Here is a 20,613-nt window from a genome sequence, read left to right on the forward strand (position 1 = left end):
ACCCCCATTCCTATTTTTTCTTATGCAGCAGGTCGACAAGCAGCGCGGCTACTTTCAGCGTGTCGTGACGAATCACATGCTGGTCATATGTAATAATTTCCCCAGGGATGACTTCCAGTCCCATTGCCTTGAGTACATCTGTGTCGAACTGTACAGGCTGTGCCTGTTCTTCTGCATATTTTGCTTTGATCTCTTCTGGAATTTCTTTATTGTTCACAAAAATGGTATCAATAAATGGACGAACCATATGATCGTTTAATGCTTGCACATGATCAGCTGCACTGTAGGAAAGCGTTTCCCCTGGCTGCGTCATGACATTGCAAATATACACTTTTTTCGCCTTTGAGCGAATGACCTCTTCACCAATATGCGGTACAAGCAAGTTTGGCAAGATACTTGTATACAAGCTGCCTGGTCCAATCACAATCAAATCCGCTTCACGAATGACTTGAATCGATTCTGGGAGCGGCTCAATCGTATCAGGTGTGAGGAACACTCGTTTAATTCGCTCACCGTAGGTTGGGATTTTTGATTCTCCTGTTACCACTTGCCCATTTTCTAATTCAGCGTGTAGAACAACACTTGAATTCGCTGCTGGCAAGACTTTTCCTCTCACATTTAAGACCTTGCTCATTTCTGTGACGGCATGAAAAAAATCACCGGTTATATTTGTCATGGCCGCAAGAATGAGGTTGCCAAGAGAGTGACCTGTTAAGTCATTCCCTTTGTTAAAACGGTGCTGAAATAAGTCTTCTACAAGCGGTTCAACATCAGAGAGAGCTGCAAGGACATTTCGAATATCGCCTGGAGGCGGAATATTCAAATCATGGCGCAGTCTGCCTGAACTGCCTCCGTCATCAGCAACCGTTACAATAGCGGTAATGTCCACTGGCTTTGTTTTTAGCCCTCTGAGCAAAACAGATAAGCCAGTGCCCCCGCCAAGAATGACCACCTTTGGAAGTGTCGTCATCTATTTTCTACTTCTCTTTTCAATGTCCCGGTGAGTGACATGAGTGTAGTAGTCATTTTTAAAATACTCCGATAAGTAGTTCGCTAGCGTCACTGACCGGTGCTGTCCACCTGTACAGCCAATAGCGATCACAAGCTGACTTTTTCCTTCTCGTTTATAGGACGGAAGCATAAAGCTGAGAAGATCAATTAATTTCTCTGTGAATTTTTGTGTCTCGCTCCATTTCATTACATAGGAGCGCACTTCTTCATCGTTTCCAGTCTGTGGACGCATGCTCTCAATATAGTAAGGATTCGGCAGGAATCTTACATCAAATACAAGATCAGCATCAATCGGCAGACCGTATTTAAAACCGAAGGACATCACATTCACTGTAAACACCTGTCCTTGGCTTGTGGCAAAGTGCGCGACAATTTTTTCTCGAAGCTGTTTTGGTTTTAAATCCGATGTATCAAAAATCATTTGAGCTCGGCCTTTTAACTCTTCTAACAGATCGCGTTCCATCGCGATTCCTTCGAGCGGCAAACCTGTTGTCGCAAGAGGATGCGAACGTCTCGTTTCTTTGTATCTTGAGACAAGCACCTTATCGTTTGCATCTAGAAATAATATCCTTGGTGTGATCCAACCAAGATCACTCATTTCATCTAAGGCTGCAATTAAGCTGTCAAAGAATTCACGTCCTCGCAAATCCATCACAAGGGCAACCTTGCTCATCTTCGAATTCGATTCCTTCATGAGTTCTAGGAATTTAGGTAAAAGTGATGGCGGCAAGTTATCTACACAGAAGTACCCTAAATCTTCAAAGCTTTGAATGGCAACGGTTTTCCCCGCACCTGACATTCCAGTAATAATCACAAGCTGAATATCTTCTTGTTTGTGTGTATTCATGCCTGCTTCCTCTCCTTCTTTATAAAAACGGTTCATGTATTAGTCTCCTTGAGGATCTAACCGATAAGCAATCAATTCAAAATCAGGTGTATACGTAAAAGTACCATGCAGAAGTCCTTTTCCCTTTAGCATGAAATCAAGAATATGGGAATCTCCTGGCGCCATCGGTAAATGCGGCACATCCTTTGCTTCATGCCACTTTAAAATGCCTTCCTCTGACTCTGTCACGTTTTTTCCAGTAAATGAATCTGCCATAAAGGTGAACATCATCCACTCTTGAACGATTTGATCGCCTTCTTTTATGATAAAGGTAAAAACACCTTTTAACTGAGGATTTAAAATATAAATTCCTGTTTCTTCTCTATACTCTCGAACGACTGAATCCTTGACCGATTCTCCGCTTTCCATTTTGCCGCCCGGCGCTACCCACCAGCCCCGTCTTGGCTTTTGCAGCAAGAGAACTTGATCTTCGTGATGCAGCACACAATTGGTTACTCGTTGCATCAGCTGTCACCTACTCTTTTATGTCTTTAACTTATTATACAGGTTCATCCTGACTCCCACAATGAACATGCCCCTTCTTCATCGAAAACAGATCGAATTTCCTCTGAAAGGAGTGGCGGACAATTACTCTACTCTTTATTTTACAGCAACGAATGGTTCTCCATGCGTCATTTGTGAACATCTCTTGAATTTCTGATTTTAAGCAAAAAAAAGGACACGGATTCTCATCCGTGCCAAACATGTATTCCTTATAAAAGGGGGTCAATTACTAGTTTTATCATAACGGAAAATTATTTCACCCGTGTTACATTCCAGTTAAAAGCCCATGACGCAATATTAAGGATTTACGACAGCCTTTTATTTCGCTGCTTTCAGCTTTTCAGCAAGCTCTTCTACATAATGCTGAGCGCTTTGTGCGGCAATACTTCCGTCACCTGTTGCTGTCACAATTTGACGAAGTGTTTTTTCACGAATGTCACCAGCGGCGAAAATACCTTCCACTCTTGTTTCCATTCTTTCGTTTGTCTCGATATATCCTTCTTCATTTGTAATGCCGAGATTTTCAAATGGTTTAGATAATGGAAGCATCCCAATATAGATAAAGACCCCGTCTGTTTTAAAGTCTTCTTCTTCACCAGTCACCGTATCAATCAAGGTTACACTGCCGACTTTACCGTTCTCTTCATTAATCTGTTTAACGGTTTTGTTCCACATGAAGTCGATTTTTTCATTATCAAAAGCACGCGCTTGTAAAATGCTTTGGGCACGAAGCTTATCGCGTCTATGAACGATTGTTACTTTTGACGCAAAGCGTGTGAGGTACACACCCTCTTCTACCGCAGAGTCTCCTCCACCAATGACGACGAGCTCTTTATTTTTAAAGAAAGCACCGTCACATACTGCACAGTAAGAGACGCCTCGTCCGCCAAGTTCTTTTTCACCTGGTGCACCGATTTTTTTGTATTCCGCACCTGCTGAAATAATGACAGAGCGTCCTTTGTATTCTTTTGAACCGGCTTTGACGATTTTGTACTCTTCACCGTCGACGATTTCTTTGATATCGCCATATGCATACTCAGCACCGAATTTCTTCGCATGGTCAAACATTTTATTTGAAAGTTCTGGCCCTAAAATGCTTTCAAAGCCAGGATAGTTCTCGACATCTTCCGTATTAGCCATTTGACCGCCTGGAATCCCTCTTTCAATCATCAATGTTGAAAGATTTCCACGTGATGTATAAACAGCGGCTGTCATTCCGGCAGGTCCCGCTCCAATGATGATCGTATCGTAGATTTTTTCTTCTGACACAACTGTCACTCCCTCTTCAATTGCTGCTAGCATTTCTTATTAGAATGCCCTTGGGTGATGCTTCCATTCATGACAGAAAGCATCAATTCCACTCTTACTTTTATTCCTTACCCATATCCTATTAAATCTGCGGATAATAAGCGAATCATTTGCTCATATCTTCAAAAAAAGAAAAAGCTTCCTTAAACTGCTGTTTAAGGAAGCCTGTTTACGGTTATATAGTAAGTAATGATTTATTCAACGACTCTTCTTACAACGCCATTGAAAGCTTTTTTCCAGTAAACATTGCTCATAGAGTCAACTGAAACACCGCGAGAGCTGTTATCGTTCAAGAATGTACCGTTTCCTAAGTAAATACCAACGTGTCCATTTACTTTATACGTATCAAAGAACACAAGGTCTCCGCGTTTCATGTCAGATGCACTTACAGCTCTTCCTTTACCTACAAGCGTATCTGTTGTTGTACCGCCAACTGGTCCAAGGTTGATGCCTGCTGATGCAAATGCCCAGCGAACGAATGAAGAACAGTCAAAACGACGTGCGTCAATATCAGCTTGTGATCTGCCGCCAGCCCATTTATATGGAGATTGTCCAACAATAGTAGAACCTGTGCTGATCGCACCTTCGATTCCGCCTACGTTACTGCTGACAGGTGATCCACCGCCAGTAGATGGCTTCTTGCTTGGTGAACTGCTGTTGCTGTTATTATTGTTGTTGTTTGAAGATCCACTGTTACTGTTATTTGAAGACGGGCTGCTGTCGTTAGTTGAGCTATTGTCTTCTGCTTGAACACTAGCTTGACGCTGCTGTTGTCTTTGTGCTTTTTCTTCTTTTGCTTTTTGAGCTGCTTCTCTTGCTTCTTTTTCAGCTTGTTTTTGAGCAGCGATTGTTGCGTCTTTTTCAGATGCAATGCTGTTAGCCTCACTGTTTAACTCGCTGATTTGAGAAGAAGCACTTCCTTTTTGCTTTTTCACTTGCTTGAATAGCTTGTCTTTTTCATCAAGCTGTTTATTCAAGTCAGTTTGAAGTGTTTCAAGCTTTGCAAGTGTCTTTTGAACATCTTCAAGCTTTGTGTTTAATTCGTTTTCAGACTTTTGAAGCTCAGCTTTGTCTTTTTCTTGCTCTTTAATGATTTCGCTGTCTGCATTGATCAGTGTAGACACTGCACCTGCACGACTGATGAAATCGCTAAAGCTTTTTGCTCCTAGTAATACATCTATGTATTTCGTAGAACCGCCGCTTTCTTGAAGCGCACGTACACGCTTTTTCAAGAATTTGTTTCTATCTTCAATACGTTTTTCAGTATCGGCAATGTCTTTTTTCAGTGCGTTGATTTCTTTTTTCGTTTGTTCATTTTCTTTTTGTTTTTCTTCAATTTGATCACTTGTTTTTAAAGCTTTCTCGTCAATTTCTTTTAGCTTTAGTGCAAGTGCCTCTTGTTTTGCTTCAAGCTTTGAAAGCTCATCTTTTTTCTTTTGAAGGTTTTTGTTAACCTCAGATTGCTTGCTGTCCAGCTCTTGTTTCTTTTGTTCAAAGTTCTGTGCGTTTGCTTCATGAGTAAATGGGATAAATAAACCGCTCGCTCCGATCACCGAAGCTAAACCGAAAGTAATAAACTTTTTCACGAATAGTTCCTCCTTTGACAATTTCCAAGCGACATGAGAAAGCAGCAAATTCTCTGCGACCAATCTGTGCTATCTATGTCTTTCTTCCTGATTGATCAGTCAGATGTTGACCAGATTGTTTCTATCACTAGGTGTTTCATTATGTATAGTAAAATATTTAAATATATGTCTTTGTTTTAATCCACGATTTTCATTATACATGAGACATCGACAAAATGAGCTAATATTTTTATTACATTTATGTTTCAAAAACATGTCGTGATTGTCATACTTCGCCAAATCCTTGCAAATCCCACCTTTTTAACCAAGAAAAAAGCATGACCTTTTCGGCCACGCTTCAATCTCATAAATCTATTTACCTATTTATTCAATTAATGAGCAAATGACTTGTTCGTATTTAGACAGTGTTTGAACACTGATTTGAAAAGAGGATGCAATCTCTTTTTTGCTAATAGACTCTTCTTGCTCCTGCATCCATACATAATAAGATGCTGCTGCCCATGCAGGCGCATTTTTCTTATCTACGCCAGAAGCACGTGCCTGCTGAATAATATGGAATAACCAAAAATAAGGCATATGACTGTCAGGCTGAACAGCTTCTTCCAAGCTGGATGCCGCCTGTTTTGCAAAAACCGCATCTTCTGAAAAAGACCGTTCTTCCATTTCACCTTCGTATAAGAGCAGTTCAATGAATTGCTGTTCGAAGGCTGTTTTCGCTGCGCGTGCATCAAGGACAGATTGAAGAACGTCACGTTCTCCTTTTTGTTTGCTTACATAGTACGCCGTCAGCCGCTCCTCAATGGAAACCATCGGCTCAGTCTCCTCAGGTTTATCCTGCCACGGCTTGATTTCATCTGCATCGATATCTTCTTCGACCATCTTATCCCAAACCGTCTGTGCAAGCGTTTTGTGACCTGTATAATAAGCTGCGCTTGCGAGCCAGTATAGAAATGTACTATCACCTTGAAAGCCTGTTTTATACAAAGAATAAAGCCATTTAAAAGCCCATTCAAATTCTCCAACTAGGGCAAATGTTGCGCCAAGCTTATAACGCTGTTCACTTAATATTGGATACACGTGCGTTAATTGCTTTGCTAACGTATTGACCTTTTCTTCTTCTTTTTCATAATGATAGAAGACTAGCTGGTTGCAAAGTGCATGCAGATTACCCGGATTTTCATGTAGAACCCGGTTCAACATCTCTTTCGCCTGATGGATTTGACCAGAATAAAAATAGGCCAATGCGAGATTATTATACGCTGACCAAAATTCTGGATACTCGACAATCATCTGTTCCAGCATCTCAATGGCTTCATCAAGCCTGCCGCTTTCTAGCAAGTGATTTGCTTGATCCTGCTTCACAATCAGGTCGTCCTGATCGTAAGGGAAATCTTCGTCCTCTTCGTCACTCATATCGAGCAGATCGAGAAGGTCATCATTTTCATCTGCAAATTCCCCGTTCTCTTCTAATGAAGCATAAGCAGTCGCTGACTTATATGCCTCTTGAAAGAGTCCTAGATTCGCATAATTATTGGCTTTAAAATAATGACACTCAGACATATTTTCATCAATATGCTCAAGGATGAAATCAAGCAGTTCATTTGATTGTTGGTAATGACCCATTTCAGTATAAATAATAGCTAGCTGTGACAGCATTTCTACATTTTCAGGCTCAAGTACGATCGCCCGCTGTATTAGCTTACTTGCTCTAGATAGATTTCTTTCTCTATAAGCTTTTAGACCTTTATGAAAAAAGTAATGCCCATCTTGGAATAGCTGGACGACTTGTGTGTGATTATTTTGAGAAGTGTATTTACTCACTGATACCCTCCATTTCGAACAGTGTACCGTGTGTAGTATAACATACTTCAAGAGTCGTCACATAGAACAAAAGAAAAGGAAGGATTTGTTTTTCAATTGGAAAATAAAAAGCCAGAGGTATCCCCGGCTTTTCACTCACCTTGATGACGTTTTTTTAATACTTTTAAAACATCATCAAGAGGCAATTGCTGTTCACGCAATAACACAAGCAGGTGATACAGAAGATCGGCTGTTTCCCATTTCAATTCTTCTTGATCCCGGTTTTTCGCAGCAATGATGACCTCTGACGCTTCTTCCCCTACCTTTTTCAGGATTTTATCGACCCCTTTTTCAAATAGATAGGTTGTATAAGCGCCTTCTGGCATTTCAGCCTGACGTTTCGCAATCACCTGTTCAAGTTCATTTAAAATCGAAAAACGATCCTGCTCTTCCGTTTGACGTTTCTCGCCTTCTTCCGAAAAGCAGCTATAACTACCAGTGTGGCACGCTGGTCCACTTGGTGTGACAAGAACAAGCAGCGCATCCTTGTCACAGTCATATCGAATGGATGTGACGCGCTGAGTATGTCCAGATGTGGCGCCTTTGTGCCAAAGCTCGTTTCTTGACCGGCTGTAAAACCATGTTTCCCCTGTCTCTATTGTTTTTTCATAGGATTCTTGATTCATATACGCCAATGTCAAGACTTCCTTACTTTGAGCATCCTGTACAATCGCAGGTATCAAGCCTGCCTCATTAAAGGATAATTCGTTTGCCTGTTTCATCTGACCTTCACCCCGTGTTCTTTCAAGTATGTCTTTACCTCTTGAATTGAAGTCTCTTTATAATGAAAAATGGAGGCTGCTAAAGCTGCATCCGCTTCTCCTTTTGTAAATGCCTCCAGCATATGCTGAGCATTGCCAGCGCCTCCTGAAGCAATGACAGGCACAGTGACAGCTTCTGACACAAGCTTTGTTAATCGATGATCAAAGCCCTTTTTCTCACCGTCGGCATCCATACTTGTGAGCAAGATCTCTCCTGCCCCCCTCAGCACGGCTTCTTTTGCCCAATCGCTTACCTCTATATCCGTTTGACGACGCCCTCCGTGTGTATAAACCATGTACGCTTTTTTCTCTTCAACGTACTTTGCATCTATTGCGACGACGATGCACTGGGAACCAAAAAAATCGGCACCTTCTGAAATCAATTCTGGTCTTAAAACTGCCGCTGTGTTCACAGATACTTTGTCTGCACCCGCTCTTAATATGCGCTTCATATCATCAAGGTGGTTAATTCCACCGCCTACCGTAAAAGGGATGGCAAGAGTGGACGCCACTTGCTTGACCACATCCACCATCGTTTTCCGGCCTTCATGAGAGGCAGAAATATCAAGAAAGACGAGTTCATCCGCCCCTTCCTCATCATATATCTGCGCTAATTCTACCGGATCACCAGCATCCTTTAAACCGAGGAATTGCACCCCTTTGACCACACGCCCTTCCTTCACATCAAGACATGGGATGATTCGTTTTGTCATCATACGCGGTCAAGCCCTTCAATTGCTTCTGCTAAAGTAAACCGCTCCGTATAAAGTGCCTTTCCAATGATCGCACCAGAAACGCCTGTCTGCTTTTGTGCTGACAGCTTTTGAAGATCAGCTACCGAACTGATACCACCTGAAGCAATGACTTGTTTGCCAGTCGCTTCTGCTAAGCGAACTGTACTTTCCACATTGGGACCCGCCAGCATGCCGTCCATTTGAATATCTGTGAAAATAAAGACCTCTGCGCCTTCCTTTGCCAATTCTTTGCCGAGATCCTCTGCCTTCACTTTCGACGTTTCAAGCCACCCCTCAGTCGATACGAATCCATTTCTCGCATCAATGCCAATCGCTATTTTCTCCCCATATTGCGCAAGCATTTTTTTCACAAAAGCAGAATTAGAAACAGCCGAGCTGCCAAGGATGACCCGAGCTACGCCATTGTTTATATAAAAGGCAACGTCTTCTTCTGTCCGAATGCCGCCACCAATTTGTACTTTTACATCTAAGGATGAAGCAATTGCCAGCACATGCTCATGATTGACGCGATTCCCCGCCTTCGCACCATCTAGGTCAACGAGATGAATCCACTTTGCTCCTTCATTTGCAAATCGCGTCGCCATATCGAGCGGTGAATCTCCATAAATGGTTTCTTGATCATAATCTCCTTGCACGAGCCGTACACATTTGCCATTCCTCATATCAATCGCTGGATACAATGTAAATTCACTCATTTGTTCACCCTCTGTTCGTTTGCTAGTTGAATAAATTGTTTGAGCAGCGCCATGCCCGTTGTACTGCTTTTTTCAGGGTGAAACTGTGCGCCTAGCACATTTCCCTTACCGACAATTGCTGGCACTTGAACGCCATAGTCTGCGCTTGCTAATTGCTCTTCTGGATTCATATCCCTCACATAATAAGAGTGAACAAAGTACGCAAATCCTTCTGGTACTCCGTCAAACAATGGGGAGGGCTGATGAAATGTGAGCTCATTCCACCCCATATGAGGCACCTTCAGCTTTTGCCCATCCTTGTCATGATCTTTTAAAAGAACGACACGCCCTTTTAGCAGTCCCAACCCTTTCGTACGTCCTGCCTCTTCACTTTCTTCAAATAACAGCTGCATCCCAAGGCAAATGCCGAATAGCAGCTTTCCTTCCTGCACAACTTGGTAGATAAATCCCTCAAGTCCTGTCTGTTTTAACAGCTGCATCGCATCACGAAACGAACCGACCCCAGGCAAAATATAAGCATCTGCCTTTTTGAGCTCCTCCACATCAGCGGAGACGATATAACGGGCACCTGCTCGTTCCAGTGCTTTTGATACGCTGAACAAATTTCCCATTCCGTAATCAATGACGCCGATCATTAGAGCATCCCCTTTGTTGAAGGAATCCCTTTCACACGTGGATCAATGGTTGTTGCTTCATCCAAAGCACGTGCCATCGCTTTAAAAATCGCTTCAATCATATGGTGCGTATTGGTTCCATAGTGAACAATGACATGAAGATTTATACGGGCTTCTAACGCAAACTTCCAAAGAAATTCATGCACGAGCTCTGTATCAAATGTACCGACCTTTTGACTTGGGAAGGCCGCTCTCATTTCCAAATGAGGACGATTGCTTAAATCAACCACGACCTGAGCAAGCGTTTCATCCATTGGAACAAAACTCGAACCATATCGCTTGATTCCTTTTTTATCACCTAACGCTTCCTTAAACATTTGCCCAAGAACGATGCCAATATCTTCTGTTGTGTGGTGATCATCAACATCCGTATCTCCTTTCGCATCGACGGTCAAATTAAAGTGTCCATGCTTCGTGAATAGATCGAGCATGTGTGTCATAAAAGGGACATCTGTTTGAATATCCGCTTTTCCTTCTCCATCAATCTCTAATGTTAATGAAATATTCGTTTCATTTGTTTTTCTCGCTGTTTCCGCCTGTCTCATGACGATTCCTCCCGCTTTCTCGATTCAATCGACCTTGCATGCGCTTCGAGCCCTTCTAATCTGGCAAAAGCCGCAATGCTATCCCTATGTGTCTCAAAGGCTTCTTGACTATATGAAATAATGCTCGTTTTCTTTTGAAAATCGGTCACACCGAGTGGGCTAGAAAATCTAGCTGTTCCGTTGGTTGGCAGCACGTGATTTGGTCCTGCAAAATAATCTCCCACCGGCTCAGGGCTATAACGCCCTAAAAAAATCGCCCCTGCATGCTTAATTTGACCAAGAAATGATTCTGGATAGGCTGTCAGCACCTCTAAATGCTCTGGCGCTAACTGATTGACGACGTCTACTGCACGATCCATGGAATCCGTCACATATATACGGCCATGATGTTTTATAGATTGTGCAGCGATTGATTTTCTTGGTAAGGTGTCTAGCTGCGCTTGCACCTCAGCTTGCACGTTTTCCGCAAGTGTTTGAGACGGGGTGACCAAAATACTAGATGACAGCGCATCATGCTCTGCCTGAGAAAGTAAATCAGCCGCCACCTCATGAGCTATAGCCGTGTCGTCTGCTAGAACCGCAATTTCACTTGGACCTGCAATCATATCAATGTCGACCTGACCAAATACTTCCCGCTTTGCCAGTGCGACATAGATGTTGCCTGGACCAGTAATTTTATCAACAGGCTGAATGGTTTCTGTTCCATAGGCAAGTGTCGCAATCGCCTGTGCACCGCCCATTTTATACATCTCAGAAATACCGAGCTCCTTCGCAGCAACGAGTACAGCATCAGATAGGCAACCGTCTTTCCCTGGTGGTGTCACAAGGACAATTCGCTGAACACCAGCGACAAGCGCCGGAATGACATTCATTAAAACAGATGATGGATAAGCAGCGGTTCCACCGGGGACATACACACCAACTGCATCAAGCGGTGTCACCTTTTGTCCAAGCATCGAGCCATCTTGCTGATGATAAAACCAAGAGGATGTTAGCTGACGCTCATGGTATGTGCGAATATTGCGGATAGCCGTTTGGATCACCTGAATCACGGCTGGGTCCAAGCGTTCAAAGGCTTTTGTCATTTCCTCCTCTGTGACAAGCGGATCTTCAAGCAGCACCCCATCAAATTGCTTTGTAAAAGACTGTACCGCTTGATCGCCATTTATTCTCACTTCTTGTATAATCCGCTGAACAGCCAGGCGCTGCTCTTCCGTGCCCGTATCTAAAGTCCGTTTGAGTGAGAGTGTGTCTGTGTCACCTTCTTTTATGTAGGTGATGTTCATGATGTTTCCTCCCCTTCAATGATTCTTGCAAGGCGCTGCGCCATTTCATCAATCACCGCATCCTTCATCCGATAGCTCACAGGATTGACTATAAACCGTGACGTAATGTCACAAATATGCTCCGTTTTAACAAGACCGTTTTCCTTAAGTGTTTGACCTGTAGAGACAATATCAACGATACGATCGGCGAGTCCGATGAGCGGTGCTAATTCAATGGAACCATTCAGCTTAATGATCTCTACTTGCTCACCTTGCTCTCTAAAATAGGAAGATGCGACATTTGGGTACTTTGTGGCCACACGCGGCGCGACACCACCCCAGCTGGCTCCTGGCAATCCAGCAACTGCTAAATGGCATTTACTGATGTTTAAATCAAGCACCTCGTACACATCACGAGCTTCTTCGAGCATGACATCCTTCCCTGCAATGCCCACATCGGCAACACCGTGCTCTACATAAGTCGTCACATCCATTGGTTTCGCTAAAATAAAGCGGAGGCTTTCTTCCGGTACATCAATGATTAACTTTCTTGAATCCTCGAATTCCTCTGGCAGTTGATAACCCGCCTGCCTTAACAGCCCTGCGGCCTCTTCAAATATTCGGCCCTTTGGCATCGCCATCGTCAACACTTTACCCATTTTGCTCTCCCTTTCTAGCGCCGATAAAATAAGTCACCTGCTCAAATGCCTTGGTCATCGCGTCAATATTTTCAATCCCTGCTAAGTCTTGCAGCACGATCTTTTTCCCTTTTGACCGCTCCTTTTCTGCAAAAGCAAAAGCCTCCAGCCTTTGTTCTTTACTAAAAATCACTGCCTCCTGTGGCTCATTGATTTCTTTTACATCGAGCGCTTCAAGCAGACGGTCTAATCGAAGTCCGAATCCTGTAGCTGGTGCAGGTGCATTAAAGTGAGCAAGCAATTGGTCATATCTACCGCCACTTCCGATGACTGACCCAACATGATCAGCAAATACTTCAAACAAAATACCCGTGTAGTAGCTCATATGACTCACCATGCTTAAATCGAGACGGATATATTCCGTACAGCCGTAATCTTCAAGTGTCTCCCAAAGCGACTTTAACTGCGCGAGCACCTCTTTTCCTTCTTGTGAAACGACGATTTCCTCTGCCCGCTCCGTGACTTCCCGGCCTCCTCTTAACTCTAAAAGCTGTAACAGCCTCGTTTTATCGATGGAGGAGAGTGGCAATTGCTTCACATGCTGACGGTATCCTACATAATTCTTTTCATATAAGAATCGGCGAAGGACGTTTGCACGCTCTGTATTTCCCAGCACATCTACAAATAACGTCTCTGCTAAAGCGACATGCCCAATTGCGATTTTGAAGGAATTGAGCCCAGCATTTTTTAATGCGAATACGACAAGCGCGATCACTTCAGCATCTGCACTAATCGAACCGTCTCCAATCAACTCAATTCCGACCTGCTCAAATTCTGATGGTCTTCCGCCTTCTCTTTCCTGCGCCCGGAACACATTGGCCGCATACCCAACGCGAAGTGGATACGCCTGTTCATGGAGCTTTGATGCCGCTACTCTCGCAATAGGTCCCGTCATATCAGGTCTAAGTACTAGGGTTTGCCCGTTCTGATCTAAAAGCTTAAAGAGCTGTGTATCTGTAATCGCCGATTGAACACCGACTGTATCGTAAAATTCAAGCGTTGGTGTCTCCATCAACCGGTAACCCCAACCATTCATGACCTCTGTTAAAGAATGTCTCACTTTTTTCTTCGTCTCATACAATCCTGGTAATGAATCCCGCATACCATACGGTTTCTCAAACATAAACATGTTCTTCTGCACCTCCAACACATTAAAACAAAAAATTCCGAATCCTTTAGTTCGCTAATATGATAATATGCTAACAAAATAAAGTAATTAAATCAATCATTTTTATTTTCTCTCTATTTTCATGAAAAATTTGTGGAATTATTACATTCAAGTGAAACCTGTCCCTATTCTGCATGTTCGGTGAAAGAACGTGCTATAATACATAAAAATATTGAATAAAACAGGAGATTACAGTGAAGTTCATCCAGACATTAATCCTAACTTTGTTGTGCGCATGCCTTGTTTATTTCGGCTTTATATTCGTGACACAAATCGACCAAGTCAAAAAGACAGCTTCACCACACGAAGCAGCCAAAGAAAAAGAAAACGATACGGCACTTGCAGCTGAAGAAACACGATCAACGAAAAAAACAGACGCCTCTTATTCTTCTTTAAAAGGAAGTAAAAAAGCCATGGACGTCATCCTCTACAATCAAATGGATGCCCCAAAGCTTTATAATGGATGCGAAGTCACAAGCTTAGCGATGCTTCTCCATTACAGCGGCTATGAGCAAGTGACGAAAGACGCATTGGCAAATGAAATCAAACGTGTTCCGCTCAATTATGAAAATGGTTTAAAAGGAGACCCACGTGACGGGTTTGTAGGAGATATGGAGAATGGACCAGGCCTTGGTGTATACCATGAACCTATTTATCAGCTTGCGAAAAAATATGCAGGCGCTCAAGTCGTCGATTTAAGCGGAAAACCTGTCAAAAAGGCCATTTATCAATCACTTGAAAAAGGGTATCCTGTTTGGGTGATTACCACATCCACCTTTGACAAAATAGATAACATCGAAACATGGAATACACCAAATGGCAAAATCGATGTAAGCTTTAATATGCATAGCGTGGTCATCACAGGCTATGACAAGGAGCATGTCTACTTAAATAACCCATATGGAGAAAAGAATCAAAAAGTCGATCGCGATCAATTTGAAGATTCTTGGGAACAGATGGGCAGTCAAGCGATTATCATTAAAGCATAGAACAAGTTCTCTTTGGGAACATGAAAAAACCATCCTCTATTCGAATAGAGGATGGTTTTTTCATAATGATCTTTCTATAATTCCTTTCAGGCGCTCCTCAAGCTTTTCAGCTGTCATCGCTCCTCCGCCTACATTGAAGTATTCATCCCCTTTTTTTAACAAAAGGGTAGGGTAGCTATTTACTTGAAGCTGTTGAACCTTCGCAAAGTCGGCATACGCATCATTGATCGTTTCTTTTGTTTTCGTACGCTCAATGACTGCTTCAGGATCAAGTTGATGCACCATAGCGATCTCCCGATACGTTTTTTCATCACTCAGGCTTTTTCCGTCTTGATAAAAAGCCTTTTGCATTGATGAAGCCAAGTACAATGCACGATCTGGAGCAACGGATCTTAGTGCTGAAAACCCAATGGCTGCAGCCTCAGAGTCTAAGAGAAACGTCCCATTTGCTAGCAGCTTCTGATAACGTTCACCAAACTCAACGCCAGTTAGCTGACTGATCCGTCGATTCGCTTCTGATATATGCGGATATTCTTTTATTGGAAGACTTCTTTCTCCTACAAATAACCCGCCAGATACTAGCGTCAGTGATATGTCAGGATGATTCTCATGCAAAGTACGGATACTGTTGGAAAAACCATAACACCAGCCACAATACGCATCCCATACATAAATGAGAGACAATTCTTGATCATTCATACATTAAACTCCTCACTCATCGTTTTTAGCGGCAACGAATTGACTTATTCTGTATCAGATACAACGGTAAAACGTTCTCTAACATGGGCAGCCTGCTCAATTTCATCGACAAGCGCAATGGCGTAGTCGGCATAACTCACATAGCTGTCACCTTTAGAATTAACAATCAGTTGATCTTTTCCTTTCACATAAGAACCTGTGCGTTTGCCTGCTGGATCAAAGAATGCGGCAGGGCTGAGGAACGTCCATTTTAATCCTTCAGTTTGTTGAAGATCTTTTAGGTTTTCACCTTGCTGTGAAGCAGTTGCGATATACTCCTTTGGAAATTCTGGTGTATCAACAAGTCTTGTAGTCTGAGCTTCGTCAACAAATAGACTCCCCGCTCCGCCCACAACGATTAAACGCGTATCGGGTACGTCTTTCAAAATCTCAATCAGCTTTTTCCCAGCTTCTACGTGCAGTTGCTCTTTCCCAGCAGGTGCGCCAAATGCATTGACGATGACATCAAAGCCTTTAATGTCTTCTGCTTGTAAATGAAACACATCCTTCTCGATAACAGCAACGGATGAATCTGTCACTTTTTTCGCATCTCGAACGATAGCTGTTACTTCATGTCCTCTTGATTGAGTCTCTTTTACAATTTCCTGTCCTGCTTTACCTGTAGCGCCAATAATACCAATTTTCATTTGAATTCCTCCTGTAAAATGTTTTATTTGATAAACAAAGGTGTAACCAATGCAGTTACAACATTGGTAAAAAAAATTGAATAGATCATCCAATTTTTTTGATTAACACCTGCGTTAGTTCACTTAATTTGATCTCAGCAAGCACTTGCTCCATCGCACTTTGAGCGCGGCACAAGATTAACTCAAGCACAGCTTGAATATTTGCACCGATCGGACAGTCAGGATTGGGGCTTTCATGGATTTGAAACAATTCTCCCTCATCCACCACTTCAACCGCTTTATACACATCAAGTAGCGTGATCTCGTCTTCACTGCGGTTCAGCTGAGAACCACCTTTACCAAGACTCGTTGAGATTAGGCCTGCTTTTTTTAATTTACTCATAATCCGGCGAATAACAACTGGGTTTGTATTCACACTTCCCGCGATATCCTCAGATGTCTGTAATGATCCTTTTTCAAGTGATAGCAAGGCCAGAATATGGACAGCGACAGTAAATCTGCTGCTGATTTTCATGTTTTCTCACCTCTGTTGTAATCATTATAGTTACACCATAACATATTGTCAACAAAAAAGTCTGCCGAGCTACTCAGCAGACTTAGATTGACGTACTTTCATTTCTTCTTTCGTATAAATCATGCGCATTGGATTTCCTCCAACAAATGAACCTGCTGGAACATCCTTATGAACAAGTGTACCAGCTGACACGATCGCTCCATCCCCAATGGTCACACCAGGTAAAATGGTGGAATTGGCTCCAATTAAGACTTCATCACCAATATAGACTTCCCCAAGTCTATATTCTTTAATCAAATACTCATGGGTCAAAATGGTGGTGTTATAGCCAATCACCGAATTTCGACCGACTTTGATTTTCTCAGGAAACATGAGATCCACCATGACCATTAAGGCAAACGCTGTATCTTCGCCGACCTTCATACGAAGAAAGGTTCTGTATATCCAATTTTTCATTCCCATAAAGGGCGTGTACCGTGCGATTTGAATGAAAATAAAGTTTTTCACCACTTTGAAAAAAGGAACCGTCCGATACACTTGTCGTAACGAATTGACCCCTTTTACAGGATAACGATCTGTTTTTCTCAACTCAATCAGCTCCAACAATCGCCAGGAGATCACTCATTTTCTTTAACATAAAATCAGGGCGATGCTTGAAAAGGGCTTCTTCTCCCTTAATCGACCAAGCAACACCTGCTGTTTTTGTCCCTGCCGCTTGACCAGACAGAATATCGTGATAATTGTCACCGACCATCACCGCTTCATGTGGATCGCTGCCAAGCTTGGATAATGCCAGTTGAACTGGCTCAGGATGCGGCTTTTCATTTTGGACATCATCGAGCGTCACAATCACCTCAAAGAATGGCTCTAAACCGGTCAGCTTCAATCCCATTAACACTGTGTCACGTATCTTTGTTGTGACAATACCAAGCTTAAATCCTCGATCCTGCAAGACTTTCAATGTATCTAAAACAGTCTCATATTCAGTCACAAGCAGATCATGCTGTTCATGATTAAATGTACGGTACATCTGAATCATGTCATCCGTTAGATCAGGGTCCATCGCAGAGAATGTATCAAATAATGATGGACCAATAAAATGAAGAATCTCTTCACGGCTGTACTGACCAGGGTAATAATGATCAAGCGTATGTTGAAATGAAGCAATAATTAATTCATTCGTATTGATTAATGTGCCATCTAAATCAAATAGCACGGTGTTAATAGTTGATTCGTTCATATGGCTTCCTTTCTAACAGCTGCAAGCTCGCGCTTTCGCCAAATATAGCTAATAACAGCTGTTAATAAAATTGCAGATACTAGGCGAATGACAAGAAGCGGCCACACAGGGATCCCAAGTGGAATAAATATGAGCGTATCTTCGACCACTGCATGACAGGCGACAAGGAAAATGAAAGCAAGAGTTAAATCCTTTTTACTCACGCCATCCTCTTCCACTGCCTTCATCATCACGCCAGCCCCGTATGCCAGACCAATGGTTAACCCAGCGACCATCGTCATCGACGTATTTTCTTTCATTCCAAGCATTCTCGTAAATGGAGACAGCCACCTAGATAGCGTATGGAGCCATCCTAGATCTCTCATGAATTGAATGATGATCATAAGAGGGATGACAATACAGGCGAGCTGGAGCACACCGAGTACGGCTTTTTGTAAAGCAACAAGGACAATCATGTACCAGCTGGAAGGCACATCAGCCGTCTGAGCTGTCGTTAGCAATCCATATTGTGCCGGCTCCTGGCCTCCCTGCCAAACGAGATGAATGACAATAGCGGAAACAACAGCGAGACTGATTCTGACAAGCAAAATGACAGACACTCTGAGTCCAACCTTTGCTGCCACTGTCGATTCAATCATCAGGTTATGGCAAAAGGAGAGCATCACGGCCAAAATGAACACTTCCTTCACGGGAAGATCTAGTGTCAAAATGGCGGCAATGCCTGCATACAAGTTCAGCACATTTCCTAATACAAGAGGAATAGCTGCTTCCCCTGAAAGACCAAACAATCCCATCAATGGCCGTATGAATTGAATCATCCAATCCATAACAGGCGTATGCTGCAAGATACTGACGAGAATGGTAACCGGAAAGATGACTTTTCCAAGTGTCCAAGTAGTCGATAGCCCCGCTTTTAAGCCGTTTTTCCATGTCTCCCCCATCTCTTTGATCCCCCCTGCTTTAATTCGATGAGTTGTTCTCTTTATACGGAATCGATGCGTACCCTTTTATTCTTCTAAAGATGATCAGCAAAACAGCCACTGCAAAAATGGCAATCGAAATCATTTGAGCGATTCGAAGATGTTCTGTCAGCATTAAACTGTCCGTTCTCATACCCTCTATGAAGAAACGACCGATTGAATACCAAATTAAATAAGACAAGAAGATTTCGCCTCTACGCATCGATGTTCTACGTAATAAAATCAAGATCACAACACCGGCAAGATTCCATAATGATTCGTATAAGAACGTTGGGTGATAATACGTCCCATCAATATACATTTGATTAATGATAAACTCAGGCAAATGCAAATTCTCTAAAAAGGCTCTTGAAACAGCCTCACCATGCGCTTCCTGATTAATAAAGTTCCCCCAGCGTCCAATGGCTTGCGCTAGTAAAATACTAGGTGCTGCTACATCCGCTATTTTCCAGAAGGACACCCTTTTCACTTTTGTGAAGACGATTGCTGTCAGCACAGCGCCTATCAGCCCGCCATGAATGGCAATTCCGCCATGCCAAATCTTAATGATTTCATTTGGGTGCTGCTGATAGTAATCCCATTCGAAGGATACATAATAAATTCGTGCACAAATAATCGCTATTGGAATGGCAAATAAGATTAAATCAATAAACGTATCTTTATTGATTCCTCTTTTCTCACATTCTCTCAGTGCGAGCCAGAGTCCTAGTAAGGCTCCTACCCCAATGATCACACCATACCAATGAACCGAAAGAGGTCCGAGCTGAAAAGCAATCGGATCAATTGGCTGAATCGCTTCGTTCATATAGACAACTCCTATTCATCTTGGCCATTGTCTTCAATGACATCGGCTAGTTTACTTGTAAATTGTTCCGCCGCATTATGTCCCATGCGTTTTAACCTGAAGTTCATCGCAGCCACTTCAATAATAACCGCTAAGTTTCGTCCAGGCCGGACAGGAATGGTCAGCTTCGGTACATCTGTATCGATGATTCGCATCTTCTCTTCTTCAAGTCCTAAACGATCGTACTGTTTGCCTTGCTCCCAAAGTTCAAGATTCATCACAATCGTAATTCTCTTATAGCTTCTGACAGCCCCAGCTCCAAATAAGGTCATCACATTAATAATGCCTAATCCACGGATTTCTAAAAGATGTTCAATCAGCTCAGGTGCGCTTCCGACTAACGTATCCTGATCCTCTTGACGGATTTCTACGCAATCATCTGCGACCAGCCTGTGTCCTCTCTTCACTAATTCTAAGGCTGTTTCACTTTTTCCTACTCCGCTTTTTCCAATTAACAATACACCTACACCATATACATCTACGAGCACACCATGAATAGCAGTCGTTGGTGCAAGCTTGCTTTCTAAAAAGTTGGTCAAACGACTCGACAGTCTTGTCGTTTTTAGGCTTGAACGTAACACAGGTACGCCATTTTCATTTGAAGCTTCAATTAACTCCTTCGGCACTTCACGATCTCGTGACAAAATAATTGCAGGAGTAATATCAGTACAAAGAGACATCATTCTCTGCTTTCGTTCGCGTTCTGGGAGCTGTTCAAAAAAAGAAAGCTCTGTTTTCCCTAAAAGTTGAACTCTTTCTTTTGGGTAATATGTAAAATAACCAGCCATTTCAATACCTGGTCTGGAAAGATCACTGATTGTAATGGGACGATTAATCCCTTCTTCCCCACTTACCAGTTCAAGATGAAATTGTTCCATTATGTCCTTCGTACGAACTTTCGGCACGCTTCTTCCTCCTTTTATCACAGGCGATTCAGAAATACAG

The 20,613-nt window shown here is 42.7% G+C and carries 23 protein-coding genes; 1 reads left to right on the forward strand and 22 read right to left on the reverse strand.

Annotation, left to right across the window (positions count from 1 at the left end; all coding sequences use genetic code 11):
- Positions 1 to 10: 10 nt before the first annotated feature.
- From NKR21_RS17595 to NKR21_RS17660, 14 genes are all read right to left on the reverse strand, one after another.
- Positions 11 to 970: a gluconeogenesis factor YvcK family protein gene (locus tag NKR21_RS17595; RefSeq protein ID WP_012011357.1), complete on the reverse strand. Its 960-nt coding sequence runs from the start codon at positions 968 to 970 to the stop codon at positions 11 to 13.
- Positions 971 to 1,858, reverse strand: a complete 888-nt coding sequence (gene rapZ, locus NKR21_RS17600) for an RNase adapter RapZ (RefSeq protein ID WP_041816354.1) — start codon at positions 1,856 to 1,858, stop codon at positions 971 to 973.
- A 39-nt stretch (positions 1,859 to 1,897) separates the two neighbouring features.
- Positions 1,898 to 2,362, reverse strand: a complete 465-nt coding sequence (locus NKR21_RS17605; RefSeq protein ID WP_012011359.1) for an 8-oxo-dGTP diphosphatase — start codon at positions 2,360 to 2,362, stop codon at positions 1,898 to 1,900.
- Between the two features lie 357 nt (positions 2,363 to 2,719).
- Positions 2,720 to 3,670 (reverse strand): thioredoxin-disulfide reductase, encoded by a 951-nt coding sequence (gene trxB / locus NKR21_RS17610; protein ID WP_088001298.1) that lies wholly within the window; start codon positions 3,668 to 3,670, stop codon positions 2,720 to 2,722.
- Between the two features lie 233 nt (positions 3,671 to 3,903).
- The gene (locus NKR21_RS17615; protein ID WP_144455481.1) at positions 3,904 to 5,295 is read right to left on the reverse strand and encodes a C40 family peptidase; all 1,392 of its coding nucleotides are present in this window, start codon (positions 5,293 to 5,295) and stop codon (positions 3,904 to 3,906) included.
- 363 nt (positions 5,296 to 5,658) lie between these two features.
- A complete protein-coding gene (locus NKR21_RS17620) occupies positions 5,659 to 7,116 on the reverse strand; it encodes a tetratricopeptide repeat protein (protein ID WP_012011363.1) in 1,458 nt (485 codons plus the stop codon).
- Positions 7,117 to 7,247: 131 nt separating this feature from the next.
- Complete coding sequence (gene hisIE, locus NKR21_RS17625) at positions 7,248 to 7,877, reverse strand: bifunctional phosphoribosyl-AMP cyclohydrolase/phosphoribosyl-ATP diphosphatase HisIE (RefSeq protein WP_012011364.1); 630 nt, start codon at positions 7,875 to 7,877, stop codon at positions 7,248 to 7,250.
- A complete protein-coding gene (gene hisF, locus NKR21_RS17630; protein ID WP_012011365.1) occupies positions 7,874 to 8,632 on the reverse strand; it encodes an imidazole glycerol phosphate synthase subunit HisF in 759 nt (252 codons plus the stop codon). The genes hisIE and hisF overlap by 4 nt, the downstream gene beginning before the upstream one ends.
- Complete coding sequence (hisA, locus tag NKR21_RS17635; protein ID WP_012011366.1) at positions 8,629 to 9,366, reverse strand: 1-(5-phosphoribosyl)-5-[(5-phosphoribosylamino)methylideneamino]imidazole-4-carboxamide isomerase; 738 nt, start codon at positions 9,364 to 9,366, stop codon at positions 8,629 to 8,631. Before hisA ends, hisF begins: the two co-directional genes overlap by 4 nt.
- Positions 9,363 to 10,001 carry an imidazole glycerol phosphate synthase subunit HisH gene (gene hisH, locus NKR21_RS17640; RefSeq protein WP_012011367.1) on the reverse strand — a complete coding sequence of 213 codons (639 nt, stop codon included), beginning with the start codon at positions 9,999 to 10,001 and terminating at the stop codon, positions 9,363 to 9,365. The genes hisA and hisH overlap by 4 nt, the downstream gene beginning before the upstream one ends.
- Positions 10,001 to 10,585, reverse strand: coding sequence for an imidazoleglycerol-phosphate dehydratase HisB (hisB, locus tag NKR21_RS17645; protein WP_012011368.1), 585 nt, complete (start codon positions 10,583 to 10,585; stop codon positions 10,001 to 10,003). Before hisB ends, hisH begins: the two co-directional genes overlap by 1 nt.
- Complete coding sequence (gene hisD, locus NKR21_RS17650) at positions 10,582 to 11,871, reverse strand: histidinol dehydrogenase (protein WP_012011369.1); 1,290 nt, start codon at positions 11,869 to 11,871, stop codon at positions 10,582 to 10,584. Before hisD ends, hisB begins: the two co-directional genes overlap by 4 nt.
- On the reverse strand, positions 11,868 to 12,509 hold the full coding sequence (gene hisG / locus NKR21_RS17655) for an ATP phosphoribosyltransferase (RefSeq protein ID WP_144455479.1): 642 nt from the start codon (positions 12,507 to 12,509) through the stop codon (positions 11,868 to 11,870). The genes hisD and hisG overlap by 4 nt, the downstream gene beginning before the upstream one ends.
- Positions 12,502 to 13,677, reverse strand: a complete 1,176-nt coding sequence (locus NKR21_RS17660; RefSeq protein ID WP_012011371.1) for an ATP phosphoribosyltransferase regulatory subunit — start codon at positions 13,675 to 13,677, stop codon at positions 12,502 to 12,504. The genes hisG and NKR21_RS17660 overlap by 8 nt, the downstream gene beginning before the upstream one ends.
- A gap of 233 nt (positions 13,678 to 13,910) precedes the next feature.
- Between NKR21_RS17660 and NKR21_RS17665 the strand changes: the two genes are divergently transcribed.
- Positions 13,911 to 14,705, forward strand: a complete 795-nt coding sequence (locus tag NKR21_RS17665; RefSeq protein WP_012011372.1) for a C39 family peptidase — start codon at positions 13,911 to 13,913, stop codon at positions 14,703 to 14,705.
- 60 nt (positions 14,706 to 14,765) lie between these two features.
- On the opposite strand, the gene NKR21_RS17670 is transcribed toward NKR21_RS17665, so the two are convergent.
- The 8 genes from NKR21_RS17670 to hprK form a co-directional block, all read right to left on the reverse strand.
- Positions 14,766 to 15,404: a DsbA family protein gene (locus NKR21_RS17670; protein ID WP_012011373.1), complete on the reverse strand. Its 639-nt coding sequence runs from the start codon at positions 15,402 to 15,404 to the stop codon at positions 14,766 to 14,768.
- Positions 15,405 to 15,448: 44 nt separating this feature from the next.
- Entirely contained in the window at positions 15,449 to 16,090 is a 642-nt protein-coding gene (locus tag NKR21_RS17675) for an NAD(P)-dependent oxidoreductase (RefSeq protein ID WP_012011374.1), read from the reverse strand.
- Between the two features lie 85 nt (positions 16,091 to 16,175).
- On the reverse strand, positions 16,176 to 16,604 hold the full coding sequence (locus NKR21_RS17680; protein WP_012011375.1) for an Rrf2 family transcriptional regulator: 429 nt from the start codon (positions 16,602 to 16,604) through the stop codon (positions 16,176 to 16,178).
- 69 nt (positions 16,605 to 16,673) lie between these two features.
- Positions 16,674 to 17,192, reverse strand: coding sequence for an acyltransferase (locus NKR21_RS17685; RefSeq protein ID WP_012011376.1), 519 nt, complete (start codon positions 17,190 to 17,192; stop codon positions 16,674 to 16,676).
- A gap of 1 nt (position 17,193) precedes the next feature.
- The gene (gene ppaX, locus NKR21_RS17690; RefSeq protein WP_012011377.1) at positions 17,194 to 17,844 is read right to left on the reverse strand and encodes a pyrophosphatase PpaX; all 651 of its coding nucleotides are present in this window, start codon (positions 17,842 to 17,844) and stop codon (positions 17,194 to 17,196) included.
- Positions 17,841 to 18,785, reverse strand: a complete 945-nt coding sequence (locus tag NKR21_RS17695; RefSeq protein ID WP_012011378.1) for a nucleoside recognition domain-containing protein — start codon at positions 18,783 to 18,785, stop codon at positions 17,841 to 17,843. Before NKR21_RS17695 ends, ppaX begins: the two co-directional genes overlap by 4 nt.
- Positions 18,786 to 18,804: 19 nt before the next feature.
- Positions 18,805 to 19,629, reverse strand: a complete 825-nt coding sequence (lgt, locus tag NKR21_RS17700) for a prolipoprotein diacylglyceryl transferase (protein WP_012011379.1) — start codon at positions 19,627 to 19,629, stop codon at positions 18,805 to 18,807.
- Between the two features lie 11 nt (positions 19,630 to 19,640).
- Positions 19,641 to 20,573: an HPr(Ser) kinase/phosphatase gene (gene hprK, locus NKR21_RS17705; protein WP_003212943.1), complete on the reverse strand. Its 933-nt coding sequence runs from the start codon at positions 20,571 to 20,573 to the stop codon at positions 19,641 to 19,643.
- Between the last annotated feature and the right edge of the window lie 40 nt (positions 20,574 to 20,613).

It is taken from the genome of Bacillus sp. 1735sda2, assembly GCF_024159245.1.
GTDB lineage: Bacteria > Bacillota > Bacilli > Bacillales > Bacillaceae > Bacillus > Bacillus pumilus_O.

What these genes read in the sequence shown, in the direction of transcription:
- hisH (WP_012011367.1), bottom strand. Translation starts at nt 10,001, where the DNA reads ATGATCGGCGTCATTGATTACGGAATGGGAAATTTGTTCAGCGTATCA.
- NKR21_RS17680 (WP_012011375.1), bottom strand. Translation starts at nt 16,604, where the DNA reads ATGAAAATCAGCAGCAGATTTACTGTCGCTGTCCATATTCTGGCCTTG.
- NKR21_RS17660 (WP_012011371.1), bottom strand. Translation starts at nt 13,677, where the DNA reads ATGTTTATGTTTGAGAAACCGTATGGTATGCGGGATTCATTACCAGGA.
- NKR21_RS17675 (WP_012011374.1), bottom strand. Translation starts at nt 16,090, where the DNA reads ATGAAAATTGGTATTATTGGCGCTACAGGTAAAGCAGGACAGGAAATT.
- NKR21_RS17695 (WP_012011378.1), bottom strand. Translation starts at nt 18,785, where the DNA reads ATGGGGGAGACATGGAAAAACGGCTTAAAAGCGGGGCTATCGACTACT.
- NKR21_RS17670 (WP_012011373.1), bottom strand. Translation starts at nt 15,404, where the DNA reads ATGAATGATCAAGAATTGTCTCTCATTTATGTATGGGATGCGTATTGT.
- lgt (WP_012011379.1), bottom strand. Translation starts at nt 19,629, where the DNA reads ATGAACGAAGCGATTCAGCCAATTGATCCGATTGCTTTTCAGCTCGGA.
- hisF (WP_012011365.1), bottom strand. Translation starts at nt 8,632, where the DNA reads ATGATGACAAAACGAATCATCCCATGTCTTGATGTGAAGGAAGGGCGT.
- hisG (WP_144455479.1), bottom strand. Translation starts at nt 12,509, where the DNA reads ATGGGTAAAGTGTTGACGATGGCGATGCCAAAGGGCCGAATATTTGAA.
- NKR21_RS17605 (WP_012011359.1), bottom strand. Translation starts at nt 2,362, where the DNA reads ATGCAACGAGTAACCAATTGTGTGCTGCATCACGAAGATCAAGTTCTC.
- hisD (WP_012011369.1), bottom strand. Translation starts at nt 11,871, where the DNA reads ATGAACATCACCTACATAAAAGAAGGTGACACAGACACACTCTCACTC.
- hisB (WP_012011368.1), bottom strand. Translation starts at nt 10,585, where the DNA reads ATGAGACAGGCGGAAACAGCGAGAAAAACAAATGAAACGAATATTTCA.
- ppaX (WP_012011377.1), bottom strand. Translation starts at nt 17,844, where the DNA reads ATGAACGAATCAACTATTAACACCGTGCTATTTGATTTAGATGGCACA.
- hisA (WP_012011366.1), bottom strand. Translation starts at nt 9,366, where the DNA reads ATGAGTGAATTTACATTGTATCCAGCGATTGATATGAGGAATGGCAAA.
- hisIE (WP_012011364.1), bottom strand. Translation starts at nt 7,877, where the DNA reads ATGAAACAGGCAAACGAATTATCCTTTAATGAGGCAGGCTTGATACCT.
- rapZ (WP_041816354.1), bottom strand. Translation starts at nt 1,858, where the DNA reads ATGAATACACACAAACAAGAAGATATTCAGCTTGTGATTATTACTGGA.
- NKR21_RS17595 (WP_012011357.1), bottom strand. Translation starts at nt 970, where the DNA reads ATGACGACACTTCCAAAGGTGGTCATTCTTGGCGGGGGCACTGGCTTA.